The following is a 26572-nucleotide window of genomic DNA, read 5'->3' as shown; positions in this document are numbered from 1 at the left end:
TCGGGCTACATTCTAATTCTAAAACCGTCTGTTTAAACTTCCAGTGTTCACGCATTTGTGCGGGTGTAAAGATATCGATTTTTCTTTCGTTTGAAAGAAAATAGGCCAATTCTCGGATGGTCGCAAATGGGCATTTACAATTTTTCAGCCAATGCAAGTGCCGTGTATGATTTTGAATTTTTAATCATTTCTTCCGGTGTTCCTTCAAACAGTACATGGCCACCATTTTTTCCGCCTTCGGGGCCCAGGTCAATAATCCAGTCGGCCGACTTGATGACATCCAGGTTGTGCTCGATGATGATGATGCTGTGTCCACGTGAAATCAGGGCATTGAACGAATCCAGCAATTTTTTGATATCGTGGAAGTGAAGCCCGGTCGTTGGCTCATCAAAAATAAACAGGGCTGGCGAGTCTTTTTCTTTGGCGAGGAATGCGGCCAGTTTGACCCGCTGGCTTTCTCCACCCGATAAGGTGGATGAGCTCTGCCCCAGCTTGACATAGCCCAGCCCAACATCCTGCAGGGGTTGCAGCTTTTTGGCAATCTTTTTTTCGGTGCTGCCTTTGCATTCCCCGAAAAAATCGATGGATTGGTTGATGGTCATTTCCAGGATGTCGTGAATGTTCTTTCCTTTGAATTGTACTTCCAGAATTTCATCCTTGAATCGTTTGCCATGGCAGCTTTCGCACTGCAAATGAATGTCGGCCATAAACTGCATTTCCACTTTGATTTCGCCTTCGCCCTGGCATTCTTCACATCGTCCGCCGTCCACGTTGAATGAAAAGTGTGAGGGTTTGAATCCCTGGTACTTCGATGCCTGCTGATCGGCATACAGCTTGCGTATTTCATCGTAGGCTTTCAGGTAGGTCACGGGGTTGGAGCGAGAAGACTTTCCAATGGGATTTTGATCGACAAATTCGACGGAAGTCAGGCGTTTCATGTCGCCTGTGATGGTATCATGCTGCCCGGTTTTTTCGCCATAGCCCCCAAGAAGCTTGGCTACTGCCGGGTATAGAATCCGGCTCACCAGGGTCGATTTTCCCGATCCGCTCACACCGGAGACCACCGTCATCGTGTTCAGCGGAAACTTCACGCTGATGTTTTTCAGGTTGTTTTCGCGGGCACCCTTTATCTCAATGAAGTTATTCCATTTTCGGCGTCGTTCGGGTAGTTCAATCTTTCTGGTGCCATTGAGGTAGTCGGCGGTCAAACTGTTTTTGGCCTGCAACAATTGTTTGTGATCTCCCTGGAAAACGAGTTTCCCGCCATGAATACCGGCTTCGGGGCCGATGTCAATAATCTCGTCGGCAGCGCGAATAATTTCTTCATCGTGTTCCACCACCAAAACGGTATTGCCAATTCGCTGGAGTTTGCGTAAGACACCAATCAGGCGTTCGGTGTCTTTGGGGTGCAAGCCAATGCTGGGTTCATCCAGGATGTACAACGAACCAACCAGGCTTGAGCCCAGCGATGTGGCCAGGTTAATGCGTTGTGACTCACCACCAGAGAGGGTAGAGGAGAGCCGGTTCAGCGTGAGGTAACCCAATCCAACATCGTATAAAAAATCGAGCCGGTTACTGATTTCAATTAAAATACGTTTAGCAACTTTTTGCTCGTGCTCACTGAGCTCAAGCTGTTTGAAAAAATCTTTCAGCTCATTGACCGGCATTAAAACCAAATCCTGAATGGATTGTCCGGCAACTTTAACATAGCCGGCTTCCTTTTTTAGCCGGGTTCCGCGGCAATCGGGACAGTTTGTTTTTCCACGGTATCGCGAAAGCATCACCCGGTATTGAATTTTGTAGCTGTTCGATTCCAGCATCTTGAAAAAAGCATTCAGCCCTTCAAAATAACGATTTCCTTCCCACAGCAATTGACGCTGTTCGTCGTTCAACTCATAATACGGTTTGTGTATGGGAAAATCAAATTTTGAGGCATGCTGAATCAGCTCCAGCTTCCACTTTTGCATACTGTCGCCTTTCCAGCAAGCGACCGCATCCTGGTAAATGGAAAGCGACTTATCCGGAATGACCAGGTCTTCATCAATGCCAATTCCTTTGCCATAGCCTTCGCAAGTTGTGCACGCGCCCACCGGGTTGTTAAAGCTGAACAGGTGCTCTGATGGCTCTTCGAACTCCATTCCGTCGGCTTCAAACAGGTTTGAAAAAGTCTGCTCCGTTACCGTTTCGCCTTCGTAAACTTTGATGATGCAGGAGCCGTGTCCTTCAAAAAAAGCGGTTTCGACCGAATCAGCCATCCGGCTTACATTGTCTTCGTCCTGGCTGGCCTGCAGGCGGTCAATCACAATGTTGCACTGCCCCGAGCAAAAATCAGTGTTTTGATCGGCCAACAATTGGTCAATGCGTTGAATGCCATTCGGCGTTTCAATTCGCGAAAATCCTTGTTGGAGCAGCAATTCCGCTTCCTCCAAAACCGAACGGCCATTTTTAGCAGCCAGCCGCGCAGCAATCAATATCCGGGTTTCAGCCGGAAAAGAAGACATGTAATTGACCACATCAGTTACCCGGTGGCGTTTCACTTCTTGTCCTGATACTGGTGAAATTGTTTTGCCAATTCGAGCATACAACAGTTTCATGTAATCGTAAATTTCGGTCGAAGTTCCCACCGTTGACCGGGGATTGCGTGTGTTTACCTTTTGTTCAATGGCGATGGCTGGCGGAATTCCTTTGATAAAGTCCACTTCGGGTTTGTTGATTCTGCCCAAAAACTGGCGGGCATAGGATGAGAGGCTTTCAACGTAGCGCCGCTGGCCTTCGGCATAAAGCGTATCGAAAGCCAACGACGATTTTCCAGATCCCGACAATCCGGTAATCACCATAAGTTTATTGCGCGGTATTTTGAGTTCAATACTTTGCAGGTTGTGCACTCGGGCCCCCTTAATATGTATTTCTGCTGCTGTGATTTTATTGTCTGTCATGGATCTGTGGTGATTTTCGCCGGTATAAATTTGTTTTTCTACCAAAAAACTGTCATTTTTACGACGTGCAAAATTAACAAATTGTTTTACTCATACATAAATCTGATTGCCTATAGGAGAATTTTACTTTTGTTTATCTAAGAAAACATAAATAGAAAGTAATGTTCAAGACTGAAACATTGAACGACAATTTGCTCGTTCAAAAATTTATACAAGGTGATCAGACCGCTCTTGAAGAGCTTGTCGGACGGCATAAAAACAGAGTATTTACGTACATTGTTTTGATTGTTAAAAATCACCAGCTCGCCGAAGATATTTTCCAGGACACATTTATAAAAGTTATTCGCTCGTTGAAAAATGGCAAATATACAGAGAACGGGAAGTTTGTTTCCTGGGTTTTACGTATTGCCCATAACCTCATTATTGACCATTTTCGTAAAGAAAAGCTGTTGAACACCACCTCGAACGATGAAACAGAAATTGATTTGTTCAACTCACAAAAATTTGCTGAGGATAATATTGAAGACAAGCTGGTGTATGATCAAATTACGGAAGACGTTCGCAAATTAATCGATTTATTGCCTGAAGATCAGCGGCAGGTGATTGTTATGCGACATTACATGGGGCTGAGTTTCAAGGAAATTGCCAAGCAAACCGACGTCAGTATCAATACCGCTTTGGGGCGGATGCGCTATGCGCTGATTAATTTGCGAAAGCTGATTGAGAAAAACGGGCTGAATCTGACCAAAATTTAAGCTTTCGGCAAACAATAAACTTTCTTCATGGGCGTTTTTTATTTGAATTTAAAACTACATGATAATGCCTATGATGAAAAATTATACTTTGATTCATTTTCTTCATGCCTGTCCATATGATCAGTTTGCTCCCCGCGAAATCAATTCGATTAAGGAAAAGGAAGCTACGCTGAAGCAGGAGTTGGGTGAAATCTTATTTTCTCCATCTGAAAAGTCAGTGCAGAAAATACTTAACTTTTCCAAATCCTACGAGGTTTTAGACTCTCATCTGACAAGCCGCATTGAAGTCATTAAAAACTGATTTTTATAAAAATGAGTTGTAAAGCATCTTTTCGAGATGCTTTTTTTCTGTAATTTAGTGATATCAATATGATATCAATCTAAATTATAAAACAATGGAAAAAATGTATCGTGCCGGTTCTGGCTATGCTTTTGTTGCGGTAGAAATCGTTCTGCTTGCGCTTATTGTGCTGGGCTTTATCAGCGGGAATCCTATTCCGGCTGTTGTGCTGATTCTGCTTTTTGTGTTTTTCGCCAAAGGATTTATCATTGTCAACCCAAACGAAAGCGCGGTTTTGGTGCTTTTTGGCGATTATCGCGGAACGATCAAGAATAACGGATTTCGCTGGGTGAATCCTTTTTTTATCAGGAAAAAAATTTCGCTGAGGGCGCGAAACCTGGACAGTGAACCAATCAAAGTCAACGATAAAATTGGGAATCCGGTCATGATTGGAGTCGTGCTGGTTTGGCGCGTCCGTGAAACGTTCAAAGCAGCTTTTGATGTGAATGATTTTGAACATTTTGTAACCATTCAAACAGAAGCAGCAATCAGAAAACTGGCCGGACTCTACCCGTATGACAATTTTGAAGATCACGAGGCCGAGATTACTTTGCGGAGTGGTGGTGAAGAAGTGAATGAAGAACTGGAACGGGAGGTGGCTGAACGTGTGGCGATTGCCGGCATTGAGGTCATGGAAGCGCGGATAAATTACCTGGCGTATGCGCAGGAAATTGCACAGGCCATGCTGAAGCGCCAACAAGCGACAGCCATTGTTGCTGCCCGTTTCAAAATTGTGGAAGGGGCTGTTGGTATGGTTGAAATGGCCTTGGATGAGTTGGGTAAAAAGGGAATTGTGGAGTTGGATGAAGAGAAAAAAGCCACCATGGTTAGCAACCTGATGGTGGTACTTTGTGGTGATAAAGAGGCCACTCCGGTCGTCAATACCGGTAGTATTTATTGATGATACCAGAAACGAAAAAAATATGGAATATGAAGGATTCATTTGATCGGTTTGACCTGGATCGCATGCGAAACGATCCGGATAACTATATCTGGGGAATCTTTTATTTTAACCCGAGAGATGATCGGACCATCCTGCCAAAGCGGAATAAACTTTTGGGGTGGACACTGAATTTTGCAAAAACGGAAACCTACCTGTTCCTGATTCTCATTTTTGCTTTAGGCTGGCTGGTCTCGAAAATCTAAAGCACCCTAAGTTATGGGGTGAGAAAATCAGAATAAATAGGAATGGTAGAGGAGAGGATATTATGCCAAAGAAAAAAACATTTGTATTACGTCTCAATCCGGATGACTATGAGGCGCTGGAGCGATGGGCGGCCGACGATTTTCGGAGTATCAACGGCCAGCTGGAATGGATCATTAATAAGGCACTGCAGGATGCAGGTCGGAAAAGAACAAAGAAGCCAGACAGCGATTAAGTTATTCGGTGCTTTTCTGAACTAAAAAAATTCTGTTATTATCACAAAAAGTCAATACTTATGAGAAAAGTTTATGTTTGCCCAAAATGTGGCGGAAAGAAAGTCGATATCGATGAAATAAGAACGACCGGATCAGGATTTACAAAGTACTTCAATATTCAAAACCGACGTTTTACGGCTGTTTCATGTGCCGCTTGCGGTTATACCGAGTTGTACAAAGGAGTCCGGTCCTCGGGAGCAAGCAGTGTGCTCGATTTCATGACCAATTAATCATGTTATGTATTGTTTACTTCGTGGGATTTTGGGGATTGTAGCTGGCAATAAGACGCGGTTTCTAGGTTTGTTTTCCTGCTTCAACCTCCTCGGGTATTTCTTCGGAATCTCTGTTTTTGGTTCGAAAATAAAGAAGGGATATTCTACAACATTTTTTTTAATCCATCACTTTTTTAATTAGCCTATTGTCAGTATATTAAAGCGTTTTATTTTTGCAGGCAATTATCCGACTATTAAAATAGGATATGAAAACCTGAAGCATGAGAATATTAATATATATATTTATGCGAAAATATACTATTCTTTAATTAGCGAGTTTTGACAGGGATGTTTAAAGAATCACAAATAGAAGATTGTATCAACTGCGCCAAGTCGTGTTGTATGCGGTGTTTGCCCGAGGCGGAGTCAAGCATATTTGAGTGTTTGTCGAAGGAGGATATGGATTATTTGATGACTTGCAAACGCAATGTTGTTTTTAATCCCGGAGAGACCATCATTAAGCAAAACACGTCTACAACTCATTTTGTGTGCATGAAAGAAGGCTTGGCAAAAGTGGTGGCAGAAGGAGCCAATGGCAAGAATGTGATTTTAAAACTGATCTCAACCCACAGCTTGGTGACTGCCGGGGGAGTGATTAGTGATGATATAAGACACTTTACGGTGACAGCCTTGACTACAGTTGAATGTTGTTTTATCGATTCAACCCGCTTGCATACCATTTTAGCCCGGAATAGTAAATTTGCCTACGAACTGCTTAAATATAACAACAAGCAAAATATTGAGATGCTCAATACCCTGATCGGTTTGACTCAAAAATATATGCCCGGTCGGGTGGCCGATACCTTGCTATATTTGAAAAACGAAATCTACAAATCAAATCCTTTTCGCTACAAACTCAGCAAGCAAGAATTTGCTGAGATGTCAGGCATGACCAAAGAGAGTTTCATTCGAAATATGAAGGAGTTGGAAGTCTCCGGCATCATCAAGCAAAGCCGCAGTGAAATTGAGATTTTGAATGAGCCGGAGCTGACAAAAATCAGCAAAAATGGCTAATTGATATATGTCAATTTTTCTCTCGAATTATGTCACCTCTCAGGTCTTCGAAATTAGTGCTTTCAATTATACTTTTACGCTCAAACTAAAGAATTGGAAGAGATTCCAGATTATATGAATGTACTAAATTTATAAGCGTATGAAACTCAGAGAAATAACCAAGTTGTTGTTTGTAGCCTCGCTGGTATTGTTTATTATCCCCGCGTGTGTTAAGGAAGGCCCTCCGGGAATTGATGGTGCCGATGGTGCTGATGGAATAGATGGTGTTGACGGAACAGACGGCGCTGCAGGTGCCGATGGTTCTGCATTTTGTATTGATTGTCACAATACCGAAACCATGGACGGATTTGAAGCCCAGTGGGCATCTTCAGGTCATGCTACAGGAAGCTCTTTAGGATATGCTGGTACCAGATCTGGCTGTGCTGATTGTCACTCAGGAGTGGGATTTGTTGCGTATCTGAAAGGTGGTGATGATGTGTCAGGATCACCAATTAACTGTACAACCTGCCATACTCATGGTGAAACTCCTGTATTTGAAGATGAAGCGGGCAATGCCGTTTATTTCAGAATCGATGAAGCTGTTAGTTTGATCGCTGACAACACCGTAGAGGTAAACCTTGAAGGCGGTTCAAATATGTGCGTTAACTGCCACCAGTCCAGGCGTGCTTATTCCGATACTGATAGCGATGGCAATGTAATCACTTCTATTCCTAACCGCTATGGCCCTCACTATTCTTCGCAAGCCAATATGCTGGTTGGAACCGGTGGCCGTGAATTTGCTGGTAGTGTTGCCTATCCTGAATCAGGTAGTACCGCAAGCAGACATGCCGAGCTTGGTTGTGTTTCTTGTCATATGGATGAATCAAATCACCATTTTGCTACCCCTGCAATTGACGCTTGTACAGAATGTCACGGTAGTGCTACCAACTTTGACGTAGGCGGACGATTAACAGAAATTGCTGGTTTACTTGAGCAATTGGAAGATCTGTTGGAAGCCGAAGGCGCTATGGTTGATGGTAGTCTTGTTACAGGGGCGAACGTTTCTCTTGAAGTTTTGGGTGCTGCTTGGAACTACATGCACATCACCGAAGATCAGAGTGCGGGTGTTCACAACCCAGCTTACACTAAAGCTCTACTTCAGAACTCAATCGAAGCACTGCAATAATCACAGGAATTATAAATAAAAAAAAGCTTCTGACGAGGAAGCTTTTTTTTAATCGTTTATAAGCTAAACACCACGCAATATGAAAAATTTGAAACTATTACTGGGTCTTTTCCTTGTTCTGGCCGTTGGTGCTTGCGAGTATGATTTTGTTGCCCCGGAGGAAATTCCAGATATCCCGGTTGAGGAGGATCTAAGTTTTGCGACAGACGTACTTCCAATCTTTACGGCAAATTGTGCCAGTTGCCACAACTCGGGAGGAAGAGCGCCGGATTTATCTGCTGCCAATGCCTACCAGAGCATCAATACCGCAAAATATATTAACCGCGACAATCCGGAATCAAGCCTGATCTACTCGTACGTTAAGGCGGGAGCTTCAACACACACTCACGCCCAGTATACAGGAGCCCAAGGGCAGTATATTTTAGTATGGATCCAGCAGGGAGCACAAAATAATTAGTGAAAATAAAAAGAAATCTACTATGAAGAAGACAATATTATATATCCTCTTAGGTCTGTTTGTTTGCACTAATTTGTTTGCTCAGGATGAAGAATCAGCTGACGTTGTAGAAAAAGATAAACCTGTTCGGTTTGCCTGGGAAAGTGGAATGCTGATTGATCAACAGACTTCGCATATTCCAACGGTAAAGACCTTGGAGATGGTTATTCAGCACAAATTTGGCTCAATTGACAATGGTAGCTCGGACCTTTGGGGGATTTATGCTCCAGCAGGAAACATCAGACTTGGACTGAACTACGTCGTGGCCAACAATGTGCAGATTGGCTGGGGAATTTCCAAAAGAAACATGTACAACGATTTTAATGCCAAATGGACCATTTTTGAGCAAACAAGAAAAAACCAGGTACCTGTTTTTGTGACCGTTTATGCCAATGCGGCTATTGACGGGATGAATCGGGATGATGTTGAACTGTTCAATTTTGAAGAGCCGGGACAAAAATTTGATTACAAATTTAACAATCGGTTATCTTATTTTGCACAGTTGATTATTGGCCGAAAAGTTACCAATGCCCTTTCAGTGCAAGGAGCAGTTAGTTTTTCGCATGCCAATTTTGTACCTCAGTGGCACGACCACGATCGTGTAGGCCTGCATTTTAATGGCCGGTTAAAAGTAAGTCCTCAAGGGGCCATTATTTTTAATTATGACGTTCCTCTGCAAATTGACGGTATTTCGGAACAGCATCCGGACTGGAACTCAACGAACACGCCAGGATGGGATGGACCTTACCACCCGGAACCAAACTTGTCATTTGGATACGAAGTGTCTACCAGTACACATGCTTTCCAGATTTATATGGGTAACTCGCCAGCTATGTTGTTGCAGGACATGATGATTAATAATAATACTGGCATCGATTTTGATAACTTTGCGATAGGGTTTACAATTACCCGTTTGTGGAGTTTCTAATAATAAATAAAAAATGAAGGAAATGAAAAAGTACAGAAATTTATTGACTTTGTCAGTCGTCGTATTTGTAGGCAGTTTGTTGCTGTCCTTTGTAACTGTTCAAGATCAAAAAGACCCGGCACCATGGGATGTGCCTGAAAAGTATGTGAAGATGGAAAATCCTTATGCCGGTGATGAATCATTGGATCGGGTAGGAAAAATTCTTTATATCAAGCATTGTCGTTCGTGCCACGGAAACAATGGAGAAGGTGACGGACCAAAAGCAGCCAGTATGAAAACCAAAATTCATTCAATGACTGCTGAAGCCTTTAAAAAACAGTCGGATGGCGTGATCTACTATCAATCCATTATTGGTCGTGACGAAATGCCAAACTACGAAAGCAAAATCCCGGACGAAGAAGACCGTTGGGCTTTGGTTAATTATATCAAAACACTGAAGTAAGAACTTGATAAGCCGGAAGCCTTAACTTCCGGCTTTTAATCTCCACAAACAAATGTCAAATTTTCTTAGGAGTTTTTTACTCATTGCATTTCTTTCAGTAGGGAATTTATCCAGTGGGCAGGATAAAGAAATGCCCGCCGAAAATAGCCATTGTTTAAACTGTCATGCCAATCATACGTATTCGTTTTTTAATGAGTGGTTGGAAGTTGAAACCAAAAGGATGATGAATCCTTTTTATGTTTTAGATTCGATTAATTACGTGGCCGGCGTTCATGGAGGGTTTAGCTGTACTGATTGTCATTCGCCTGATTATGAAACTTACCCACACAACGCCGAATTGAAACTGGAACCTTTGGCGACTTGTATTGACTGCCATGGAGGCGATGATACCTATGCCGACTACCAGTTCGACAAAATTGAAGAAGAATTTCAAAAGAGCATTCACTTTCAGAAAAGTGGCGAGAGTTTTACCTGCTCCAAGTGCCATGACCAACACTACTACCGGGCAACGGCACGAACAAGCAGCAACGTTTCTGAAATCGTTTCTTATAATAACAACATGTGTTTGTCTTGTCACGACAACGCACTGAGATTCGAAACCATGTCTTCCGAAGAAAGTCCGAAACTTAGTCAGGTGCACGACTGGTTGCCAAATCAGAAACTACACTTCGATAAGGTTCGTTGTATCGAATGTCATACCGTTGTGGTTGACTCATTCATGGTTTCGCATAATATTTTGCCTAAAGAAGAGGCATTAAGAAATTGTAACGATTGTCACTCGTCAAATTCGATGTTGAAAGCATCGTTATACAAATACGAAAATTTGCAGGCTCGTTCGGAAGATGGAGCACTGGGAGCTTTGATTACCAACGAAGCCTATATTATAGGTGCGAACCAAAATCCCTTGCTGAAACTATTAAGCTTTATTATTTTTGGGTTGGCTGTAATCGGAATCGCCATTCACTGGATTTTCCGGATCGTCAAAAAAAGTAAGTAATTATGACTGCTGAGAATAACAAAATATACCTCTATCCGGTGTGGCTGCGCATTTGGCATGGAATTAACGCCATCGGGATTATTTTATTGATTTTAACCGGGATTCGGCTTCAATATTCTGAATTGAGCCTGATGCCCATGGATTTTAGTTTAGCCGTACAACTGCACAATATTTTCGGTATCATTGTCACGGTCAACTATTTTATCTTTTTCGTTGGAAATCTGGTTACACCAAATAAAAAATACTACAAAATCAAACCAAAAGGATTGGTTAAACGGGTAACCAAACAAGTCAATTATTACATCTCAGGTTTGTTTAAAGGCGAGGAGAGTCCGTTTCCGATTTCTGAAAAGAGGAAGTTTAACCCATTGCAGAAGTATGCTTATATTTTTGTGATGTACGTGTTTGTTCCTGTGGCAATTGTTACAGGGATTGCCCTTTTGTTTCCCGAATTGATTATTGAACAGGTCTACTCCGTTAGCGGGGTCTTTTTAACGGCCATTTTGCACGGTTCTGTTGGATTTTTGATTTCAATCTTCCTGTTGATTCATATTTATGTGGCATCAATTGGTAAAAATCCGTTGGACAATTTCCGGAGTATCGTTAATGGATATCATGATGTTCACCCGTCTGAAAAGAACAAAAAAAGCTAAGTAGTCGACTGGGGGATAAAAGGGTAGTTTTTTGTTTGGTGTTTAAGTAGTTCGGGCTAGGATTAGGTCTGAATGAGCAAGGATATATCAGCAATTGAAATAACATTTACTCTAAAAGCTATCCTTATGAAATTACCACAAGCCGTTAGAAATTTGACATCCATCATCGGAGCCTCCATTGCCCTGATTAGTTTATTGATTATCCTGTTTCTGTTTATCGTTTCAGCCGTTTTCGACATCGGCAGTTCTTACCTGGGGATTTTTATTTACATCGCGTTACCAATGGTGTTGGTGCTTGGCCTAATCCTGATTCCGGTTGGAATCCTGAGAGAAAAAAGGCGTTTAAGAGAGCACCCGGAACAGGATCGATTGAAAGATTGGCCGATCATTGACTTCAATCAGCCATCGGTACGCAACGCCACCATTATTTTTGTAGCCGGAACAATTTGTTTCCTTATTTTATCTGCTATCGGGAGTTACGAAGCCTTTCATCTGACCGAATCGGATGAGTTTTGCGGCAAGCTGTGCCACCAGGTTATGGAGCCGGAGTACACAGCTTATCAGGAATCGGCTCACGAAAGGGTTGGCTGCGTCGAATGTCACGTGGGTTCCGGAGCAGGCTGGTATGTGAAAAGCAAACTCTCGGGTTTATATCAGGTCTACTCGGTCATGTTTAACAAATACCCAAAGCCCATTCCAACTCCAATTCACAGTTTGCGTCCGGCACGCGAAACCTGCGAGGAATGTCACTGGACCGAAAAATTCTATGCCCGGAAAATCAATACAAAAAGATCGTATTTGGCTGATGAAAACACCACTGAGTGGGATATTCACCTGATGATGAAAACGAGTGCAACCTATAGTGCTCAAGGCTTGCAAGAGGGAATTCACTGGCATATCAATCCGGATATCAAAATTGAATATCGGGCCATTGATGAAGGGCGTCACTCCATTCCATGGGTGCGGTACACCAATTTGAAAACCGGGGAAGTAAAGATTTACGAAGACCGAACAATTGATACCGAAGGCGTAGACCTGGATGCAGTTGAAATGCGAACGATGGATTGCATGGATTGCCATAACCGCCCATCGCATAACTATCAGTCGCCGGCCAATTTTGTTGATGATTACATTACCTCAGGAGCCATTTCCAACAAATTGCCTGATATTAAGGTGGTGGCCATGGACGCCCTCAGTACGGAATATGCAACAGTGGATAGCGCGATGATTGGGATTGAAGCCTATGCCCGCGAATATTACGAAATTATGTATCCGGAGGTGCTCACCGAAAAGAAGGCACTATACGATCAGGCGATGGATGCGATAAAAACAGGATACAAGCGAAACATTTTTCCTGAAATGAAAGTGAACTGGACTGTTTATCCCAATCATCTTGGGCATTTGGAAACCGATGGTTGTTACCGATGCCACAACGATAAGCACGAGACGGCTGCAGGTGAGGTCATTTCGCGTGACTGTAATTTGTGCCATGATATTCTGGCCCAGGGAACTGTAGACCAACTGGCCTATGGAACAACAGAAAATCCGTTGGAATTTAAACACCCGGTCGATATTAACGAGCAGTGGCGGACGACATTCTGCTCTGAGTGTCATTTTAGTTTGTATTGAGTGTAATATTTGGTTATTTTGAGAACAAATTGATTGTATCAGATTTCAGTCTGAAGAACGAATTGAAATTACTTCAGCCTTCAATTTAGGCTGAAGTAATTTTTTGTGACTGAATAAATGGAACAGGTATTTATTATTTAAGTGAGAAGAGAATGAAAAGAATAAAGTCGGCTATGTTTTCCATGTTAACCAGCTCTTGCCTGGTTGTAATTTTTGCAGTTGCCATTGCCTATGCAACCTTTATTGAAAATGATTATGGTACCCAGACCGCCAAAATTTTGGTTTATAATGCCTGGTGGTTCAATATTTTGTTGGGAGTTACAGCCATCAACCTGGTGGGAAGTCTGCTGTATTACAAATCGTTCCAGTTGAAGCGGTGGAGTATGGTTTTGTTCCACTTGGCGTTTATCATCATCCTGGTGGGGTCCGGAATTACGCGTTTTTACAGCTATGAAGGCATGATGCACATTCGCGAAGGGCAGGCCTCAAATAAGCTTATTTCCTCAGATACCTACATCAATGTTGAAGCCCGGGCCGATAGTCAAGTTGCTCAGGATGAGTGGAAAGTCATGTTTTCGCCATACACCCGCAATGCTTTCAGCAAAGAGCTGGAGCTTGGCGGCAAGGAACTGGAGATTGAGATGCTGGATTATGTGCCGTCGGCAGTCGAAAACATTGTGGCCGACGAAGGCGGCATCCCGCTGATTTCATTTATTCTGGTCAATCGCAACGCGTCGCGCGATGATGTGGTGATGGCTTTGAATGAAGAAATGTCTTTCGGTTCATTTCGAATCAGTTTCGAAGGCGAAAGTCAAAATTCAGCCTTGTATTTTCGGCGTTCAAACAATGGATTGGTGATGACCGCAAAGGACAGCGTGCAGGTCGTGGCTATGAGCGGAACGGTTGAGCAGGTGGTTGCTCCGGAACAGGAAATTGCGGTCAATTCGCGCGGAATGTACCAAATTGGGAATCATATTTTTGCCATGAAATCTTATATTCCTCATGGCCGGAAAGTACTGGCAACTGCCACTGGCAATCAGGCTTCGCAGGCCAGCGACGCCATTATGCTTGGCGTAGAACTGGATGGGCAGCAAAAGCAGGTGGTGGTTTACAAAAACTCGGGAGAACAAGCCCGACCATCCCGAATCAGCTATGGAAATGTGGATGTTGAGCTGAGTTTTGGGCCGAAGCTGATTGAACTGCCCTTCAAGATTCATCTGAATGATTTTCAGCTCGAACGCTACCCGGGAAGTATGAGTCCATCGTCGTACGCCAGCGAGGTTACCTTGATTGATGAACGCAGCCAGGTGGAAATGCCCTACCGGATTTTTATGAATAATATTTTAGACTACGAAGGATTTCGCTTTTTCCAGTCATCGTACGATACGGATGAAAGGGGAACCGTACTGTCGGTGAGCTACGATTATTTGGGAACGGTAGTCACTTACATTGGCTACTTTTTGATGACCCTGGGGATGATTTTCATGTTTTTCAATAAGAAGAGCCGTTTTCAAGCCTTACTGCGTTCCGGCAACCGGCTGAAAGAATTGAAGAATAAAGCATTCGCCACTGTCGTTTTGGGTTTTCTGCTGGTTTTACCAACAGCGCTCATTGCGCAAAACAGCCAGCAGTTTTCTATCGACAAGAGCCATCTTGCCGAGTTTGAGACTTTGCTTGTGCAGGATCCCAAAGGCCGTGTGGAGCCGGTCAATACGCTGGCTGATAAGGTGCTTCGAAAAATCAATAAAAAGAGTAAGTTTGAAGGCATGTCGGCTACCGAAGTTTTCCTGGGTATGAGCGTTCGCCCGGCTGCCTGGGGAAATGTGCCCATCATACGCATTTCGAACAGTGAACTGCAGAAGCAACTTGGTTTTAGAGACAACATGGTGTCGTTCAACCAAATGCTCGATCCGCAAACTGGCGTTTACAAGCTGCAGAAACTGGTGGATGAGACCTATAAAAAGCAGCCTACCCAGCGAAATAAATACGACAAGGAAGTACTCAGTTTAGACGAACGCATGAATATCGTATATCAAATTTTTCAAGGCGATTTTCTAAAAGTATTCCCGATATTAAATGATGAGAATAATAAATGGGTCACCGAAAAGGAATTTTACGCCAAGCCGGAACATCAAGCAGACCACGCTCATTTGCTGACTGATTATTTTCAAGCGGTTAACGTGGCCATCAGTCAAGACGACTATCGCTTAGCCAATCAAAAATTGGCGGTTCTGAAAGATTTCCAGCGGACGCATGGCAGTGAGATTATGCCAAGCCAGGCAAAAATTAAATGGGAAATTCGCTACAATAACTGGAACATTTTTGGCTTGCTGTCAAAAATTTGTGGCGTTGTCGGATTCTTCCTCTTAATCATTCATCTCGTCGGAATCTTCAGTAATCATTTTAAAGCGAAGAAATTTTTAACGGTTGGTACCGCCTTGGTCGCTTTGCTGTTCTTGGCTTACTCCGCAGGCTTGGCAATTCGTTGGTATATTTCGGGCCATGCGCCCTGGAGTAACGGCTACGAAACCATGTTGTACATTGGTTGGGCCACTTTACTGTCGGGTTTTGTTTTTCTGAAAAAATCTCATATCACCCTGGCTGTCAACACGATTTTGGCTTCGCTAATTTTGATGGTGGCTGGCATGAGTTGGATGAATCCGGAAATTACGAATCTTGTTCCCGTGCTGAAGTCCTATTGGCTAATTGTTCATGTGGCGGTCATTACCGCAAGTTATGGTTTTTTTGGTGTGGCTGCATTGCTTGGTTTTCTAAACCTGATCATCATGATGTTCCGTACACCAAAGAACCTGAAAAAAGCTTCGTTCACCATTGTTGAACTTGCTCTGATTATTGAATTGGCGCTCATCGTTGGGTTGGTGCTCATGACAATTGGTTGCTTCATCGGTGGTGTTTGGGCCAACGAATCGTGGGGCCGCTACTGGGGCTGGGATCCGAAGGAAACCTGGGCGCTGGTCACCATTCTGGTTTACTCGTTTATCATTCATTTGCGTAAAGTACCGGGAATGTACACCCATTTCTCATTGAGTGCCATGGGCTTGGTTGGTTTTGCTTCAGTCATGATGACCTTTTTTGGTGTGAACTACTACTTGTCGGGCATGCACTCCTATGCTTCGGGCGATGCGCCGGAAGTGCCAAACTTTGTGTTTGTTACCATCGCTGTTGTGGTCGTTGCTATTATTTTGGCAGCCCGTTCCGAGAATAAATACGGCGGTGCCGAGCAAGTGGTTAAGCTTGAGGCTCGGGAAGAGAAGTAGGGTACAACTCGATTGACATTGATGGATTCCTGAGTGGATGAGAAGTTATTGAAGGTCATTCGTAGTCATTAATAGTGATTTTGTTGTTTGGAAACGATCAATGACTAAAAATGACTACGAATGACAACAATTGACAACCATAAATATTAGTAATCTGAGAAGCGTTAATCGAATGAATTGAAAGCCAGTAGCTAAATCAGCTGCTGGCTTTTTTAATGATATTTCGGGCCATTCCGCGGAAAATAAATAAATGGAATGGCCAGGACAAGCCCCAATAAAATCGGCCCCAAACTCCTTTCGGACGATAGGTGGCTGTTTGGATCAGCCGGTTTTCGTTGTTGCTCTCAACAATTTTAAATTCGAGCCACGCTTCGCCCGGAAGTTTCATTTCGGCATAAAGTAGCAAACGTTTTTTGTGTTTGTCGGCCAGCAAAACGCGCCAAAAATCCAAGGCGTCGCCGTTCATAATTTCATCAGCATTGGTGCGTCCGCGCCGCAAACCAATGCCCCCGGAAAGTTTGTCGAGGTATCCTCTGATTTGCCACAGCCAGGTGCCGTAATACCAGCCGTTGTCGCCGCCGATTGACCAAATGACACTCAGCACTTTCTGCGGATCTGCGGTAAATACAACCGACTGCTTGTTCCAATAGCAGCCATACTGTGGCACATCAATCTGGTCGGCATAGTTCGGATCAAATTCAGTTGAACTTAAAGCATCTTTCCAACTGGAGTAAACCTGATTTTGCCTGATTTTGGTAAAAGCCGCTTCTACCGCTTCGCGATAAGTCATGGGCTCAATATCTAGCAATTCAGCCAGAGAGTTGTCTTTTGCAATCACTTCAACTTTTAAACTATTGACCAGGTTGATGGCCAGTTTGTAGGAGGTGGAAGTGATGAAAAACAACCAATATGACGACAGCCGTGGGGTCATAATGGGCAAGGTGACGATGCGGCGTTTCAGTTTTCTGATTTCAGCATATTGCAGCAACATCTCGGCGTACGACAGGACGTCTTTCCCGCCAATGTCGAAGGTTTTGTTGAAACAGGCTTCATTGTTCATCACGCCAATCAGAAAACTTAAAACATCGCGAATGCTGATGGGATGCGACAAGGTCAACACCCATTTGGGCGTGATCATGACGGGCAATTTCTCCACCATATCCCGAATAATCTCAAACGACGCACTGCCAGATCCGATGATGATGCCGGCATGCAGCGCCGTTAAAGCGTAAGTGCCTTTTTGCAATTCCTTTTCAACATTGAGCCGCGAGCGAAGATGCTTGGAAAGGTATTGATCATTCGAAATTCCGCCCAGGTAAATCACCTGTCGCGCCGTTGACTGGCTGATCAAATGGCGAAAGTTTCGTGCGGCCTGAAGTTCCAGTTCTTCAAAATCGCCTGAGGTGGACGCCATGGAATGAATCAGGTAGAATGCCACATCAATAGCGTGTGGAAAATCATGGTGCCGGTCAGTTTTAAGAAAGTCAATCTCCACCAATTGAACCTGCGGATGGTTGATCCATTTTTCCTCTACCCGGTCGAGGTTACGAACGCAGCAGATCACCTCGTGCCCCTGCTCGAGCAAAAGGGGCAAAATACGTTTGCCCACATAACCTGTAATACCGGTCAGCAGAATTTTCATGTCTTAATTTTTGCTTTAAACAATCATCTGTCTGAAAAGATGCTTATGGGGTTAAAGTACGAATCTTTTAAAGCAGAACCGCCCATGGCCATGTGTTGTGCAAAATACCTTGAAAAAGCGATCCGATCTACTCCGGTTTGCTCAGCTGGATGATCCGGAAGATTTGCTCGGCGGTATCGGCCAACAATTGCGGTGCTTGGGCGAGGCTCTCTTCCAGACTCAGCGGTCCGTTGGGTAAGGCAAACAACGATGTAAACCCTTCCTGGTACAGTTCGCGATAACCTTCACCCAAAAATCCGGCTACGCCGATACAAGGTTTACCATGCTTTAAAGCCAGTTGAGCAACACCCCAGGGCGTTTTTCCTTGTTTGGTTTGATGATCCATTTTTCCTTCGCCGGTAAGTACGATGTCGGCTTGTTGAACCGCTAGCTCCAGGCCGGTTTGGGCCTTGACAATGTCAAATCCGGCTTGCAGGCTCGCACCGGCAAATGCAACCAGCCCGGCTCCCAAACCTCCGGCAGCCCCGCCACCGGCAAGTTTTAAGACATCAATCTTCAGATCTTTCAAAATGATATGAGACAAATGCGCCAGGTTTTGATCCAACCTTTTAACCATCTCAGGCGTTGCGCCTTTTTGCGGACCGTAAACAGCCGATGCACCTTGTGTGCCAGTGAGCGGATTGCTGACATCGCAGGCGGTTAGAACCTCGGTTTCCTTCAGAATTGGAAAAGTTGAAGAATCATCAATACGGATGAGCCCATTTAAACTTCCGCCTCCCAAGTGGATTTCCCGGTTTTTGCTGTCCAAAAAACGATATCCCAGCGCTTTGGCCATGCCGGTTCCACCATCGTTGGTCGCGCTTCCGCCAATACCAATGATTAATTTGCGGCAGCCGTGTTCCAAAGCATCCCGCATCAGTTGACCCGTGCCGAAAGTATTCGTCACAAGCGGATTGCGCTCGTTGGGTTTTAGTAGCTCGATGCCTGATGCGGCTGCCATTTCAATCACTGCTGTTCGTTGATCAGCCAAAATTCCGTAGGTCGCATCAATCTCCCGGCCCAGCGGGTCAAAAACCCGACAGGTCACCGCTTCGCCACCCAATGCCGAAAGCATGGTTTGGACAAAGCCTTCGCCACCGTCGGCTACCGGAATGCCTGTGAGATGGGCGCCGGGATACACCCGCCTGATTCCTTCGGCAAGATGGCGAGCCACCTCCGTTGCAGAAAGGCAGTCTTTAAATGAATCGGGGGCCAGAAGTATTTTCATTTCAAATTGAATTAAGCAATAAAACGCGTAATGAGCCACATGCTTTGGTATGGTTTCATTTCAATTTCTTCGGTATCGAGAAGGGTCCGTGTGAGCAGATCGCGGCTGAACTCCATCAAGCCCGGGGGCAAAGCCAGTTGCTGCGTTCGGTTGGTCAGGTTGTAAATGCAGACCACCGAGTTCTCCATCCGATTTGTTTTTCGCAAGATACCAAAAAAGGAGCTTCCCAGTTTCAATACAATCTGCTGTGTGTCGGGCGAAAAAGCTGCCATATTGCGCCTGATCCCAGTTCGGTGGGTGAGTATTCGCAAAATAGCCTGATGAACAGGTTGGCCTTGAATCAAGTGTTCCAATTCCTCAAGCATAAACTTACGCCGGTTGATCGATCGGTTAATTCCCGTCGCTTCAACACCTTTTTCGTCATTTTCAATCCCAAACAAATTTAAAAAATAAAAAGCCGGTACGCCTTGTAATGATAGCATCAGGGTTTGCGATTGCAGAAATCGGGCTACCTGGTGTTCATCAGGGCCGTTGGCAGTACCTTTTAATGCATCGAAATAGGTGACATTGATTTCATAGGGCACTTCACGTCCGCCTAGTTGACGTGTGGTCACGCGCGCTCCATAGGTTTTTAGTTTTTCAATCATCGCCACGGTTTCGGCTTCAGGAATAATTCCTTCCAAGGGACGGACACCAATGCCATCGTGCGAAGAAGTGAAGTTCAAGTAGGTCATTCCTTCCTGTGTGCCGCTCAGCTCTTTGGCCCATTGGGTCAGGTAAGTTCCGTTGCCCGAATGCAGGGCATGCAAAAGCAGGGGTGGGAGGGCGAACTGGTAAATGAGGTGTGCTTCGTCACCCAGCCCAAAGTAGGTGATGTTCTCCTGGTGCGGCACGTTGGTTTCCGTGAGCAGCAAAGCACCGGGATAGCAATAGTCCATAATCTCGCGAAAGAGCGACACCACTTCGTGTGTTTCGGGCTCGTGGATACAAGCGGTTCCTGAAGTCTTCCACAGAAATGCGATGGCATCAAGCCGCACCACCCGAATTCCCTTTGACAGGTAAAAAAGAAAGACGCCGAGCATTTCCTTTAAGACTTCCGGATTGGCATAGTTCAAATCAACCTGGTCGGCACTGAAGGTCGTCCACACTTTTTTCGGGCCGGTTGCTGTTTGAAATGTGGTTAGCAATGGGCTGCTGCGGGGCCTGATCACCTTCGAAGTGTCGAAATTGGTAGGCGGACAAAAGAAAAAATCGTTGCCGGGTGCTACGTTGTTTAAAAATTGATTGAACCAAACGCCCTGCGCGCTGGCATGGTTGGCAACCAGATCAGCCATCAGAATAAAGTCTTTTTCCAGGGCTTCAATATCTTTCCAATCACCTAAAGCAGGATTGACTTCGTAAAAGTCCATCACCGAAAATCCATCGTCGCTGCTGTATGGGAAGAATGGTAAAATATGGATTGTTGAAATGCAGCCTCGCAAATAGCTATCGCAAAAATGGCGCAGGGTTTCAAGTGGCGACTCTCCTTCCTTTTTTACCACGTCGCCATAAGTAATTAAAATCACTTTGCGCTCATTCCAGATTTGCTGCCGCCTGGGATTCGGGTTCTTATGTGCTTCAACAAAAGCAATAAAATCATCGAGCCAGTCAGCCGCTAGCTTTTTCCGGTATATTCGGTTCAGGCGATTAATCAGTTTTGTTTTCAGTCGGATATCCATAGGCAAATTGAATTTTACGATATGATTGATTGCTCACATTTCTATTTGCTTTGTAGCGGCTGTGATGTGTTATCAATCCGGTTCATTGATCGCTTCGAAACAACTGAATCACTTTCAAGGCATGAGCCAGTCGCACGAATACTCATATTTTATTGTCTTCTTCGACGGCCTCATTAAAGCGGTCTAAAACTTCAGGAATGGCATCCATCACACGTTTCCACGAAGGGATGAAAGGGATCAGGTTTGGATTGTCAAGGTACTCAATGCCGGCCCGGTAAATGTTACCCGCAAACACATCAACGGTTTGTTCTTCCTTGTGCCGATCCATGCTAAGCCCATTGATCGATGCGTCGGCTGCGTATTGTTCAACCATGTCGAGGGCCAGCCGAAGGTAGGTGGCCCGCACTGTGCGGAAGATGCCTTTGCTGAACACCGAACCCTGGGTAGCCAGCTTGGCATAAATACTTCGGGCAATGTCGAAACTCATTTTTGAGAGGCCTGCATTGGGATCATCGTGCGACTCGGGCTGGTGTTTGTGGTCGTAGCCGTCGGCAATTTCAACCTGGCAAATGCGGTTGATGGCGTTGTTTCGCTGCACTTCGGACAGGATTCCCACTTCGAGCCCCCAATCAGAAGGAATCCGGACGGTTTTCATGATGTCGGCTCGCATGGAGAACTCACCAGCTAAGATATAGCGGAAATGATCCAGAAAATCGAGGTAGTCGTTGGCCGGGAATATTTTTTTCAGCGAACGGATCAGTGGTGTTACCATGAGGCGGGTTACGCGCCCGTTAAGTTTGGTCCCGTCAGACCGGAAATAGTAGCCTTTGCAAAATTTGTAGTTGAAAGTGGGATCGGCCACCGGATAAAGCAAACGGGCCAGCATCTCCCGGTTATACGTAATGATGTCGGCATCGTGCAGGGCAATGGCCTCGGAGCGTCCCGATGCAATCATGTAGCCGAAACAAAACCACACGTTGCGTCCTTTGCCGGGGTCGCCGGTGTAGATCTTCTTTTCTTCAAACAACTTTTGAATTTTCTGCATGCGCGGCCCATCATTCCAAATGATCCGGCATCGCCTTTTGGGTGTATTTAAAACAGAAAAATACTGCTTGGCATGTCGGTATTGTTCCGAATTGGCCCGATCAAGTCCAATGGTAATTTCCGTAATGTAGGGGACATCTTTCAGAATATCGACAATGTTTTGCAAGGCGGGTTTCTCAAGTTCGGAATACAAAGCCGGAATAATTAAACCCATTTTTCGGCGTCTCGAAAACTTCATGAGCTTCTTTTCCAGGTATTCCAGGGTTGAATAGTTCAGGTTGTGAAGGGTGGTAATACTGCCGTTCTGATGAAAATCTCCCATATTCTGATAATTTAATTGTTTACAAAATCTCGTTGAGCTGACTTAATGTTGTGATCGTGTAATCGGGTTTCATACCGGAAGCTTCCGGATGGTTCTTCCGTAGCCGATAGGCTCGCTGGTCGCCTGCAAAAAAGCAGGTTTTAAAACCATGCTGAGCCGCGGCATACATATCTTTCAGCATGTCGTTTCCAACATATAAAACCTCGTGCGGCGCCAATCCTCGTTGTTTCAGGGGAGCAATCAGCCCTGCAAAAATCGCCGGGTCGGGTTTGCCTTTTAGTAATTTATAGCTGAAAACCGACAAATCTTTTTCAAAACCATCTAGCCATTCCGTTTCTTTCAGTTGGCCATGCAAAAAATAATTCATGATGATTGGCGTGTAAAACTGGGCGTTTGAAACAATTCCCAAGGGGTATCCCTTTTCTTTTAAACCGGCCAGTGTGTCCTTCATCCCCGGCATGGGCCATACCCGGTTGCTGCTCAGCTCAAACAGAATGGTAAACAGTTTAATGTCGGCCTCATCAGTAGCAGCAATCAGCCCTTCGGCTTCGGCCCGGGCCAGTGTTTTGCTCCAAATGTCAACCAAATCCAGTTCAGGAAAGGGTGTGCCGCCATCCCTGGCCTGTTGTTTTCCGTTCAAAACTTGCTGTTCAAACATGGGGTGAATAGCCATCAAGGCCTCTTCCGTTACTTTTATATTGTAATCAGCGCCCAGAAGTGCCTGGCAAAACATGCTGGCGTCGTAAGAATCCTGCATAATGTCGCCCGAAGCCGAAATAAGCAAGGTGCCGTAAATATCGAAAATGACAGCTTTGATGCTTTCATCTTTTCGGTAATCAGCGACAGCAGGGGTTGGTTGAACAGCCATCGGTTGCAGCTGCCTTATAAAAGGTTCGAGTTTCTTCAGGAACGATGTTTTCATGGTGCTAAACGAATTTTTGTGTTTTATGCGTCATTAAGATAGTGTTCATCTCTAAATCAACAACATTTTGCTAGAAGTGGGGTTCATCTCTTTACAATTCGATAAGATACAGGTGTTAAAACGCATGCGCTTCGCTGCACTCCCAAACCCCTTCTTCAACGCCCCCTTAACCCAAGCGGAAACCTCCTCCATACACACGGAAGGCTCCGCAAGTCAGACGGAAGGGTCCGCAAGTCAGGCGGAAAGCTTCTCCACGAAGGCGGAAGAGTCCAGCACCCAAGCGGAAGAATTTTTTCCTGGGTCGTTTTGGGCTGACCTTTATTTGAAGATTCCCCGGATTTGTACTGCCAGAATTGGAATGACTTCTTATTTTTGTACTGATTCAAAAAATAAAGCTTTAAACCAATGAAACTTAAACTCACACTCACACTCGTCATTTCGCTACTGGCGGCAACCGGAGCTTTTGCGGCACGGGTTGACACGCTGCACGTTGAAAGCCTGGCGATGAAAAAGACTATTCCCAATGTGGTTATTTTGCCCGATTCATATGAAACGGCGTCAGAAAACCTGCCGGTCGTGTTCCTTTTGCATGGCGCAACCGGAAACTATCGCGATTGGGTCACGAAAGTTCCGGCAATTAAAACCTACGCCGATCAATATGACATGATCATCGTATGCCCCGACGGCGGTTTCACCAGTTGGTATTTCGATAGTCCGGTAGATGAAACCATGCAATACGAAACCTATGTCTCACGCGAGTTGGTTCAAGCCATCGATCAAAAGTACCGGACGATTGAATTGCCCGGCGGACGTGCAATTACAGGCTTAAGTATGGGCGGGCATGGTGCGTTTTACCTGGCTTTTCGTCACCAGGATGTGTGGGGCGCTGCCGGAAGCATGAGTGGCGGAGTTGATATCCGGCCTTTTCCAAACAATTGGGACCTGTCGAAGCGATTGGGAACCTACGCCGAAAACAAAGCAAATTGGGAAGAGAACACGGTCATTAACCTGGTTCATTTGCTTGATGGGCGAAATCTCAAGCTGATTTTCGACTGTGGCGTGGATGATTTCTTTTATGATGACAACCGGCGGATGCACGAAAAATTGCTGGAGCGCAATATTCCACATGAATACACCGAACGCCCCGGAGCACACAACTGGGAGTACTGGACCAATGCCGTGAAATATCACTTGCTGTTTTTTTATGATTTTTTCGAATCGTCCAACTAATTCCGGTCAATAAAGGCCGGCAGGAAAGATTGGGCATAAACGGTTTAAATTTACCTTAAATTAGGACAGCTCGTTTAAACAAGCTATTTAAACCAAGCTTTTTCGGTTAATTTTGCATCAGATTACGCAATAAAATGAATAATAATACGATCCTAAAAATTGAATAACATGACCATTAGCGCATTACAAAAAGCCCGGGCTGATTATCAGCCTAAACTTCCAAAATCACTGAAAGGTGCCGTGAAAATTGTTGACGGCGCTGCAACCGAATCAGTTGCTGATCAGGAAGACATTCAGAAACTGTTTCCAAACACTTACGGAATGCCGCTGCTGACTTTCGAAGAAGGTGCAGAATCGGCCAACATTCCGGCGGTAAATGTCGGTGTAATTCTCTCGGGCGGACAAGCGCCGGGTGGACACAACGTGATTTCCGGTATCTTCGACGGCATTAAAAAGCTGAATCCCGATAGTAAGTTGTATGGCTTTTTAGGGGGGCCGGGCGGATTGGTCGATCACGAATACAAAGAAATTACAGCCGATTTCCTGGAAGCCTATCGCAACACCGGTGGTTTCGACATTATTGGCTCGGGTCGTACCAAGCTGGAAGAAGAAGCCCAGTTTGATAAAGGACTGGAAGTTCTTAAAAAACTCGATATCAAGGCGCTGGTTATTATTGGTGGCGACGACAGCAACACCAATGCCTGTGTTTTGGCCGAGTACTATGCCGCCAAAAAAGCAGGAGTACAAGTGGTTGGTTGTCCAAAAACAATTGACGGTGATCTGAAAAACGAAATGATTGAAACGTCGTTTGGTTTCGATACCGCCGTGAAAGTTTATTCTGAATTGATTGGTAACATCCAGCGCGACGCCAACTCGGCCAAAAAATACTGGCACTTTATCAAATTGATGGGCCGGTCCGCGTCACACATCGGTTTGGAAGCCGCCCTGCAAACACAGCCAAACATTACCCTGATTTCGGAAGAGGTAGCCGAGAAAAAGCAAACGCTGCAGGAGATTGTGGATTCAATGGCCCAGGTGATTGCTAAGCGTGCTGCCAATGGCAATAATTTTGGTGTTGCCCTCATTCCCGAAGGCTTGGTTGAGTTTGTTCCCGAAATGAAGAAGCTAATTGCCGAGTTGAACGACTTGCTGGCTGAAGGTTCGGCTATTGAACAAGAATTCAAGATGATGAAAAAGAGCCACCGTTTGGAATGGCTGGCGACACAACTTTCTCCCGAGTCGGCTGCTGTATTCCAGTCACTGCCAACCGGAATTGCCAACCAGCTGACTTTGGATCGCGACCCACACGGAAACGTTCAGGTTTCGCTGATTGAAACTGAAAAGTTGTTGGGTGAAATGGTGAAAACTAAATTGGCAGATATGAAGGAGAGTGGTGATTTCAAAGGAAAATTTGGAACACAATACCACTTCTTCGGATACGAAGGCCGTTGTGCTGCTCCTTCAAACTTTGATGCTGATTACTGTTATTCGCTTGGCTTTACAGCGTCTGTGTTGATTGGCGCCGGCAAAACCGGGTACATGTCGAGCGTGCGGAACACCACCGCTCCGGCTGACCAATGGATTGCCGGAGGTGTGCCAATTACGCAAATGATGAACATGGAAAAACGCCATGGACACATGAAGCCGGTGATCCAAAAAGCATTGGTTGAGTTGGATGGTGCTCCGTTTAAATACTTTGCGGAAAACCGCGACAAGTGGGCGATTGAAACCAGCTACCTGTACCCGGGCCCGATTCAGTACTGGGGACCAACCGAAGTTTGCGACCGGACAACGGTGACTTTGCAGTTGGAACAAGCAAAGTAAGTGGAAAACAATACTAAAAAGAAACCCTCCCGATTGACTTCGCGGAGGGTTTTTGTTTTTGAATCATAGCGGGCTCACATGATTTAATGACTGTCAAATATTATCTTGGATCGATTCAATAGTAATTTAATGACCACTCAATGACTATGAATGGCTACCCAATGGCATGAGCTATTTTCGCCGAATTTCATTTGCTTTTACGATCGTTTGCTGACACGGACTACGACTGCTGCCGAAGCTGATACGCGCCCAAATAGTTTCCATGGCGTAGGTAAAGCT

23 protein-coding genes are annotated in these 26572 nt (G+C 44.9%); 17 read left to right on the top strand and 6 right to left on the bottom strand.

Features of this window, described 5'->3' with window-relative positions; genetic code table 11:
* Window positions 1-134: 134 nt before the first annotated feature.
* Window positions 135-2936, bottom strand: coding sequence for an excinuclease ABC subunit UvrA (gene uvrA / locus NC99_RS06170; RefSeq protein ID WP_053181013.1), 2802 nt, complete (start codon window positions 2934-2936; stop codon window positions 135-137).
* A gap of 161 nt (window positions 2937-3097) precedes the next feature.
* On the opposite strand from uvrA, the gene NC99_RS06165 reads away from it, so the two are divergent.
* The 15 genes from NC99_RS06165 (at window position 3098) to ccsA (ending at window position 16324) form a co-directional block, all read left to right on the top strand.
* Complete coding sequence (locus NC99_RS06165) at window positions 3098-3691, top strand: RNA polymerase sigma factor (RefSeq protein WP_053180976.1); 594 nt, start codon at window positions 3098-3100, stop codon at window positions 3689-3691.
* Window positions 3692-3755: 64 nt separating this feature from the next.
* Entirely contained in the window at window positions 3756-3992 is a 237-nt protein-coding gene (locus NC99_RS06160; protein ID WP_157624553.1) for a hypothetical protein, read from the top strand.
* A 94-nt stretch (window positions 3993-4086) separates the two neighbouring features.
* A complete protein-coding gene (locus NC99_RS06155) occupies window positions 4087-4932 on the top strand; it encodes an SPFH domain-containing protein (protein ID WP_053180970.1) in 846 nt (281 codons plus the stop codon).
* A gap of 29 nt (window positions 4933-4961) precedes the next feature.
* Window positions 4962-5177 carry a hypothetical protein gene (locus NC99_RS06150; RefSeq protein ID WP_157624551.1) on the top strand — a complete coding sequence of 72 codons (216 nt, stop codon included), beginning with the start codon at window positions 4962-4964 and terminating at the stop codon, window positions 5175-5177.
* 62 nt (window positions 5178-5239) lie between these two features.
* On the top strand, window positions 5240-5410 hold the full coding sequence (locus NC99_RS21600; RefSeq protein WP_082326338.1) for an Arc family DNA binding domain-containing protein: 171 nt from the start codon (window positions 5240-5242) through the stop codon (window positions 5408-5410).
* Window positions 5411-5470: 60 nt separating this feature from the next.
* The gene (locus tag NC99_RS21595) at window positions 5471-5680 is read left to right on the top strand and encodes a zinc ribbon domain-containing protein (RefSeq protein ID WP_082326337.1); all 210 of its coding nucleotides are present in this window, start codon (window positions 5471-5473) and stop codon (window positions 5678-5680) included.
* A 441-nt stretch (window positions 5681-6121) separates the two neighbouring features.
* Entirely contained in the window at window positions 6122-6736 is a 615-nt protein-coding gene (locus NC99_RS06145; RefSeq protein ID WP_053180964.1) for a Crp/Fnr family transcriptional regulator, read from the top strand.
* A gap of 139 nt (window positions 6737-6875) precedes the next feature.
* Complete coding sequence (locus tag NC99_RS22235; protein WP_053180961.1) at window positions 6876-7901, top strand: collagen-like triple helix repeat-containing protein; 1026 nt, start codon at window positions 6876-6878, stop codon at window positions 7899-7901.
* Between the two features lie 88 nt (window positions 7902-7989).
* Entirely contained in the window at window positions 7990-8358 is a 369-nt protein-coding gene (locus tag NC99_RS06135) for a cytochrome c (protein ID WP_157624545.1), read from the top strand.
* A 22-nt stretch (window positions 8359-8380) separates the two neighbouring features.
* Complete coding sequence (locus tag NC99_RS06130) at window positions 8381-9325, top strand: DUF5777 family beta-barrel protein (RefSeq protein WP_157624542.1); 945 nt, start codon at window positions 8381-8383, stop codon at window positions 9323-9325.
* Between the two features lie 22 nt (window positions 9326-9347).
* On the top strand, window positions 9348-9767 hold the full coding sequence (locus NC99_RS06125) for a c-type cytochrome (RefSeq protein WP_053181011.1): 420 nt from the start codon (window positions 9348-9350) through the stop codon (window positions 9765-9767).
* A 220-nt stretch (window positions 9768-9987) separates the two neighbouring features.
* The gene (locus NC99_RS06120; protein ID WP_162231158.1) at window positions 9988-10764 is read left to right on the top strand and encodes a cytochrome c3 family protein; all 777 of its coding nucleotides are present in this window, start codon (window positions 9988-9990) and stop codon (window positions 10762-10764) included.
* A gap of 2 nt (window positions 10765-10766) precedes the next feature.
* A complete protein-coding gene (locus tag NC99_RS06115) occupies window positions 10767-11417 on the top strand; it encodes a cytochrome b/b6 domain-containing protein (RefSeq protein ID WP_053180950.1) in 651 nt (216 codons plus the stop codon).
* Between the two features lie 126 nt (window positions 11418-11543).
* A complete protein-coding gene (locus NC99_RS06110) occupies window positions 11544-13046 on the top strand; it encodes a cytochrome c3 family protein (RefSeq protein WP_204374920.1) in 1503 nt (500 codons plus the stop codon).
* Window positions 13047-13198: 152 nt separating this feature from the next.
* Window positions 13199-16324, top strand: a complete 3126-nt coding sequence (gene ccsA / locus NC99_RS06105; protein ID WP_082326335.1) for a cytochrome c biogenesis protein CcsA — start codon at window positions 13199-13201, stop codon at window positions 16322-16324.
* Window positions 16325-16520: 196 nt separating this feature from the next.
* On the opposite strand, the gene NC99_RS06100 is transcribed toward ccsA, so the two are convergent.
* The 5 genes from NC99_RS06100 to NC99_RS06080 form a co-directional block, all read right to left on the bottom strand.
* Complete coding sequence (locus NC99_RS06100) at window positions 16521-17966, bottom strand: SDR family oxidoreductase (RefSeq protein WP_053180945.1); 1446 nt, start codon at window positions 17964-17966, stop codon at window positions 16521-16523.
* A 127-nt stretch (window positions 17967-18093) separates the two neighbouring features.
* The gene (locus NC99_RS06095; RefSeq protein WP_053180942.1) at window positions 18094-19233 is read right to left on the bottom strand and encodes a glycerate kinase; all 1140 of its coding nucleotides are present in this window, start codon (window positions 19231-19233) and stop codon (window positions 18094-18096) included.
* Window positions 19234-19244: 11 nt separating this feature from the next.
* The gene (locus NC99_RS06090) at window positions 19245-20951 is read right to left on the bottom strand and encodes a sugar phosphorylase (protein WP_053180939.1); all 1707 of its coding nucleotides are present in this window, start codon (window positions 20949-20951) and stop codon (window positions 19245-19247) included.
* Window positions 20952-21093: 142 nt separating this feature from the next.
* Window positions 21094-22317: a glycosyltransferase family protein gene (locus NC99_RS06085; RefSeq protein WP_053180936.1), complete on the bottom strand. Its 1224-nt coding sequence runs from the start codon at window positions 22315-22317 to the stop codon at window positions 21094-21096.
* Window positions 22318-22336: 19 nt separating this feature from the next.
* Window positions 22337-23239 (bottom strand): HAD family hydrolase, encoded by a 903-nt coding sequence (locus tag NC99_RS06080; RefSeq protein ID WP_053180933.1) that lies wholly within the window; start codon window positions 23237-23239, stop codon window positions 22337-22339.
* A gap of 405 nt (window positions 23240-23644) precedes the next feature.
* Between NC99_RS06080 and NC99_RS06070 the strand changes: the two genes are divergently transcribed.
* Together NC99_RS06070 and NC99_RS06065 are read left to right on the top strand one after the other, a co-directional pair.
* Window positions 23645-24469: an alpha/beta hydrolase gene (locus NC99_RS06070; RefSeq protein WP_053180927.1), complete on the top strand. Its 825-nt coding sequence runs from the start codon at window positions 23645-23647 to the stop codon at window positions 24467-24469.
* A 168-nt stretch (window positions 24470-24637) separates the two neighbouring features.
* On the top strand, window positions 24638-26293 hold the full coding sequence (locus NC99_RS06065) for a diphosphate--fructose-6-phosphate 1-phosphotransferase (RefSeq protein WP_053180924.1): 1656 nt from the start codon (window positions 24638-24640) through the stop codon (window positions 26291-26293).
* Window positions 26294-26572: the final 279 nt, after the last annotated feature.

Origin of the sequence: Sunxiuqinia dokdonensis, from assembly GCF_001270965.1 — a bacterium.
GTDB classification, from domain to species: domain Bacteria; phylum Bacteroidota; class Bacteroidia; order Bacteroidales; family Prolixibacteraceae; genus Sunxiuqinia; species Sunxiuqinia dokdonensis.
Note: the sequence above shows the minus strand (reverse complement) of the source record. Positions and strands in the feature narration are given on the sequence as shown.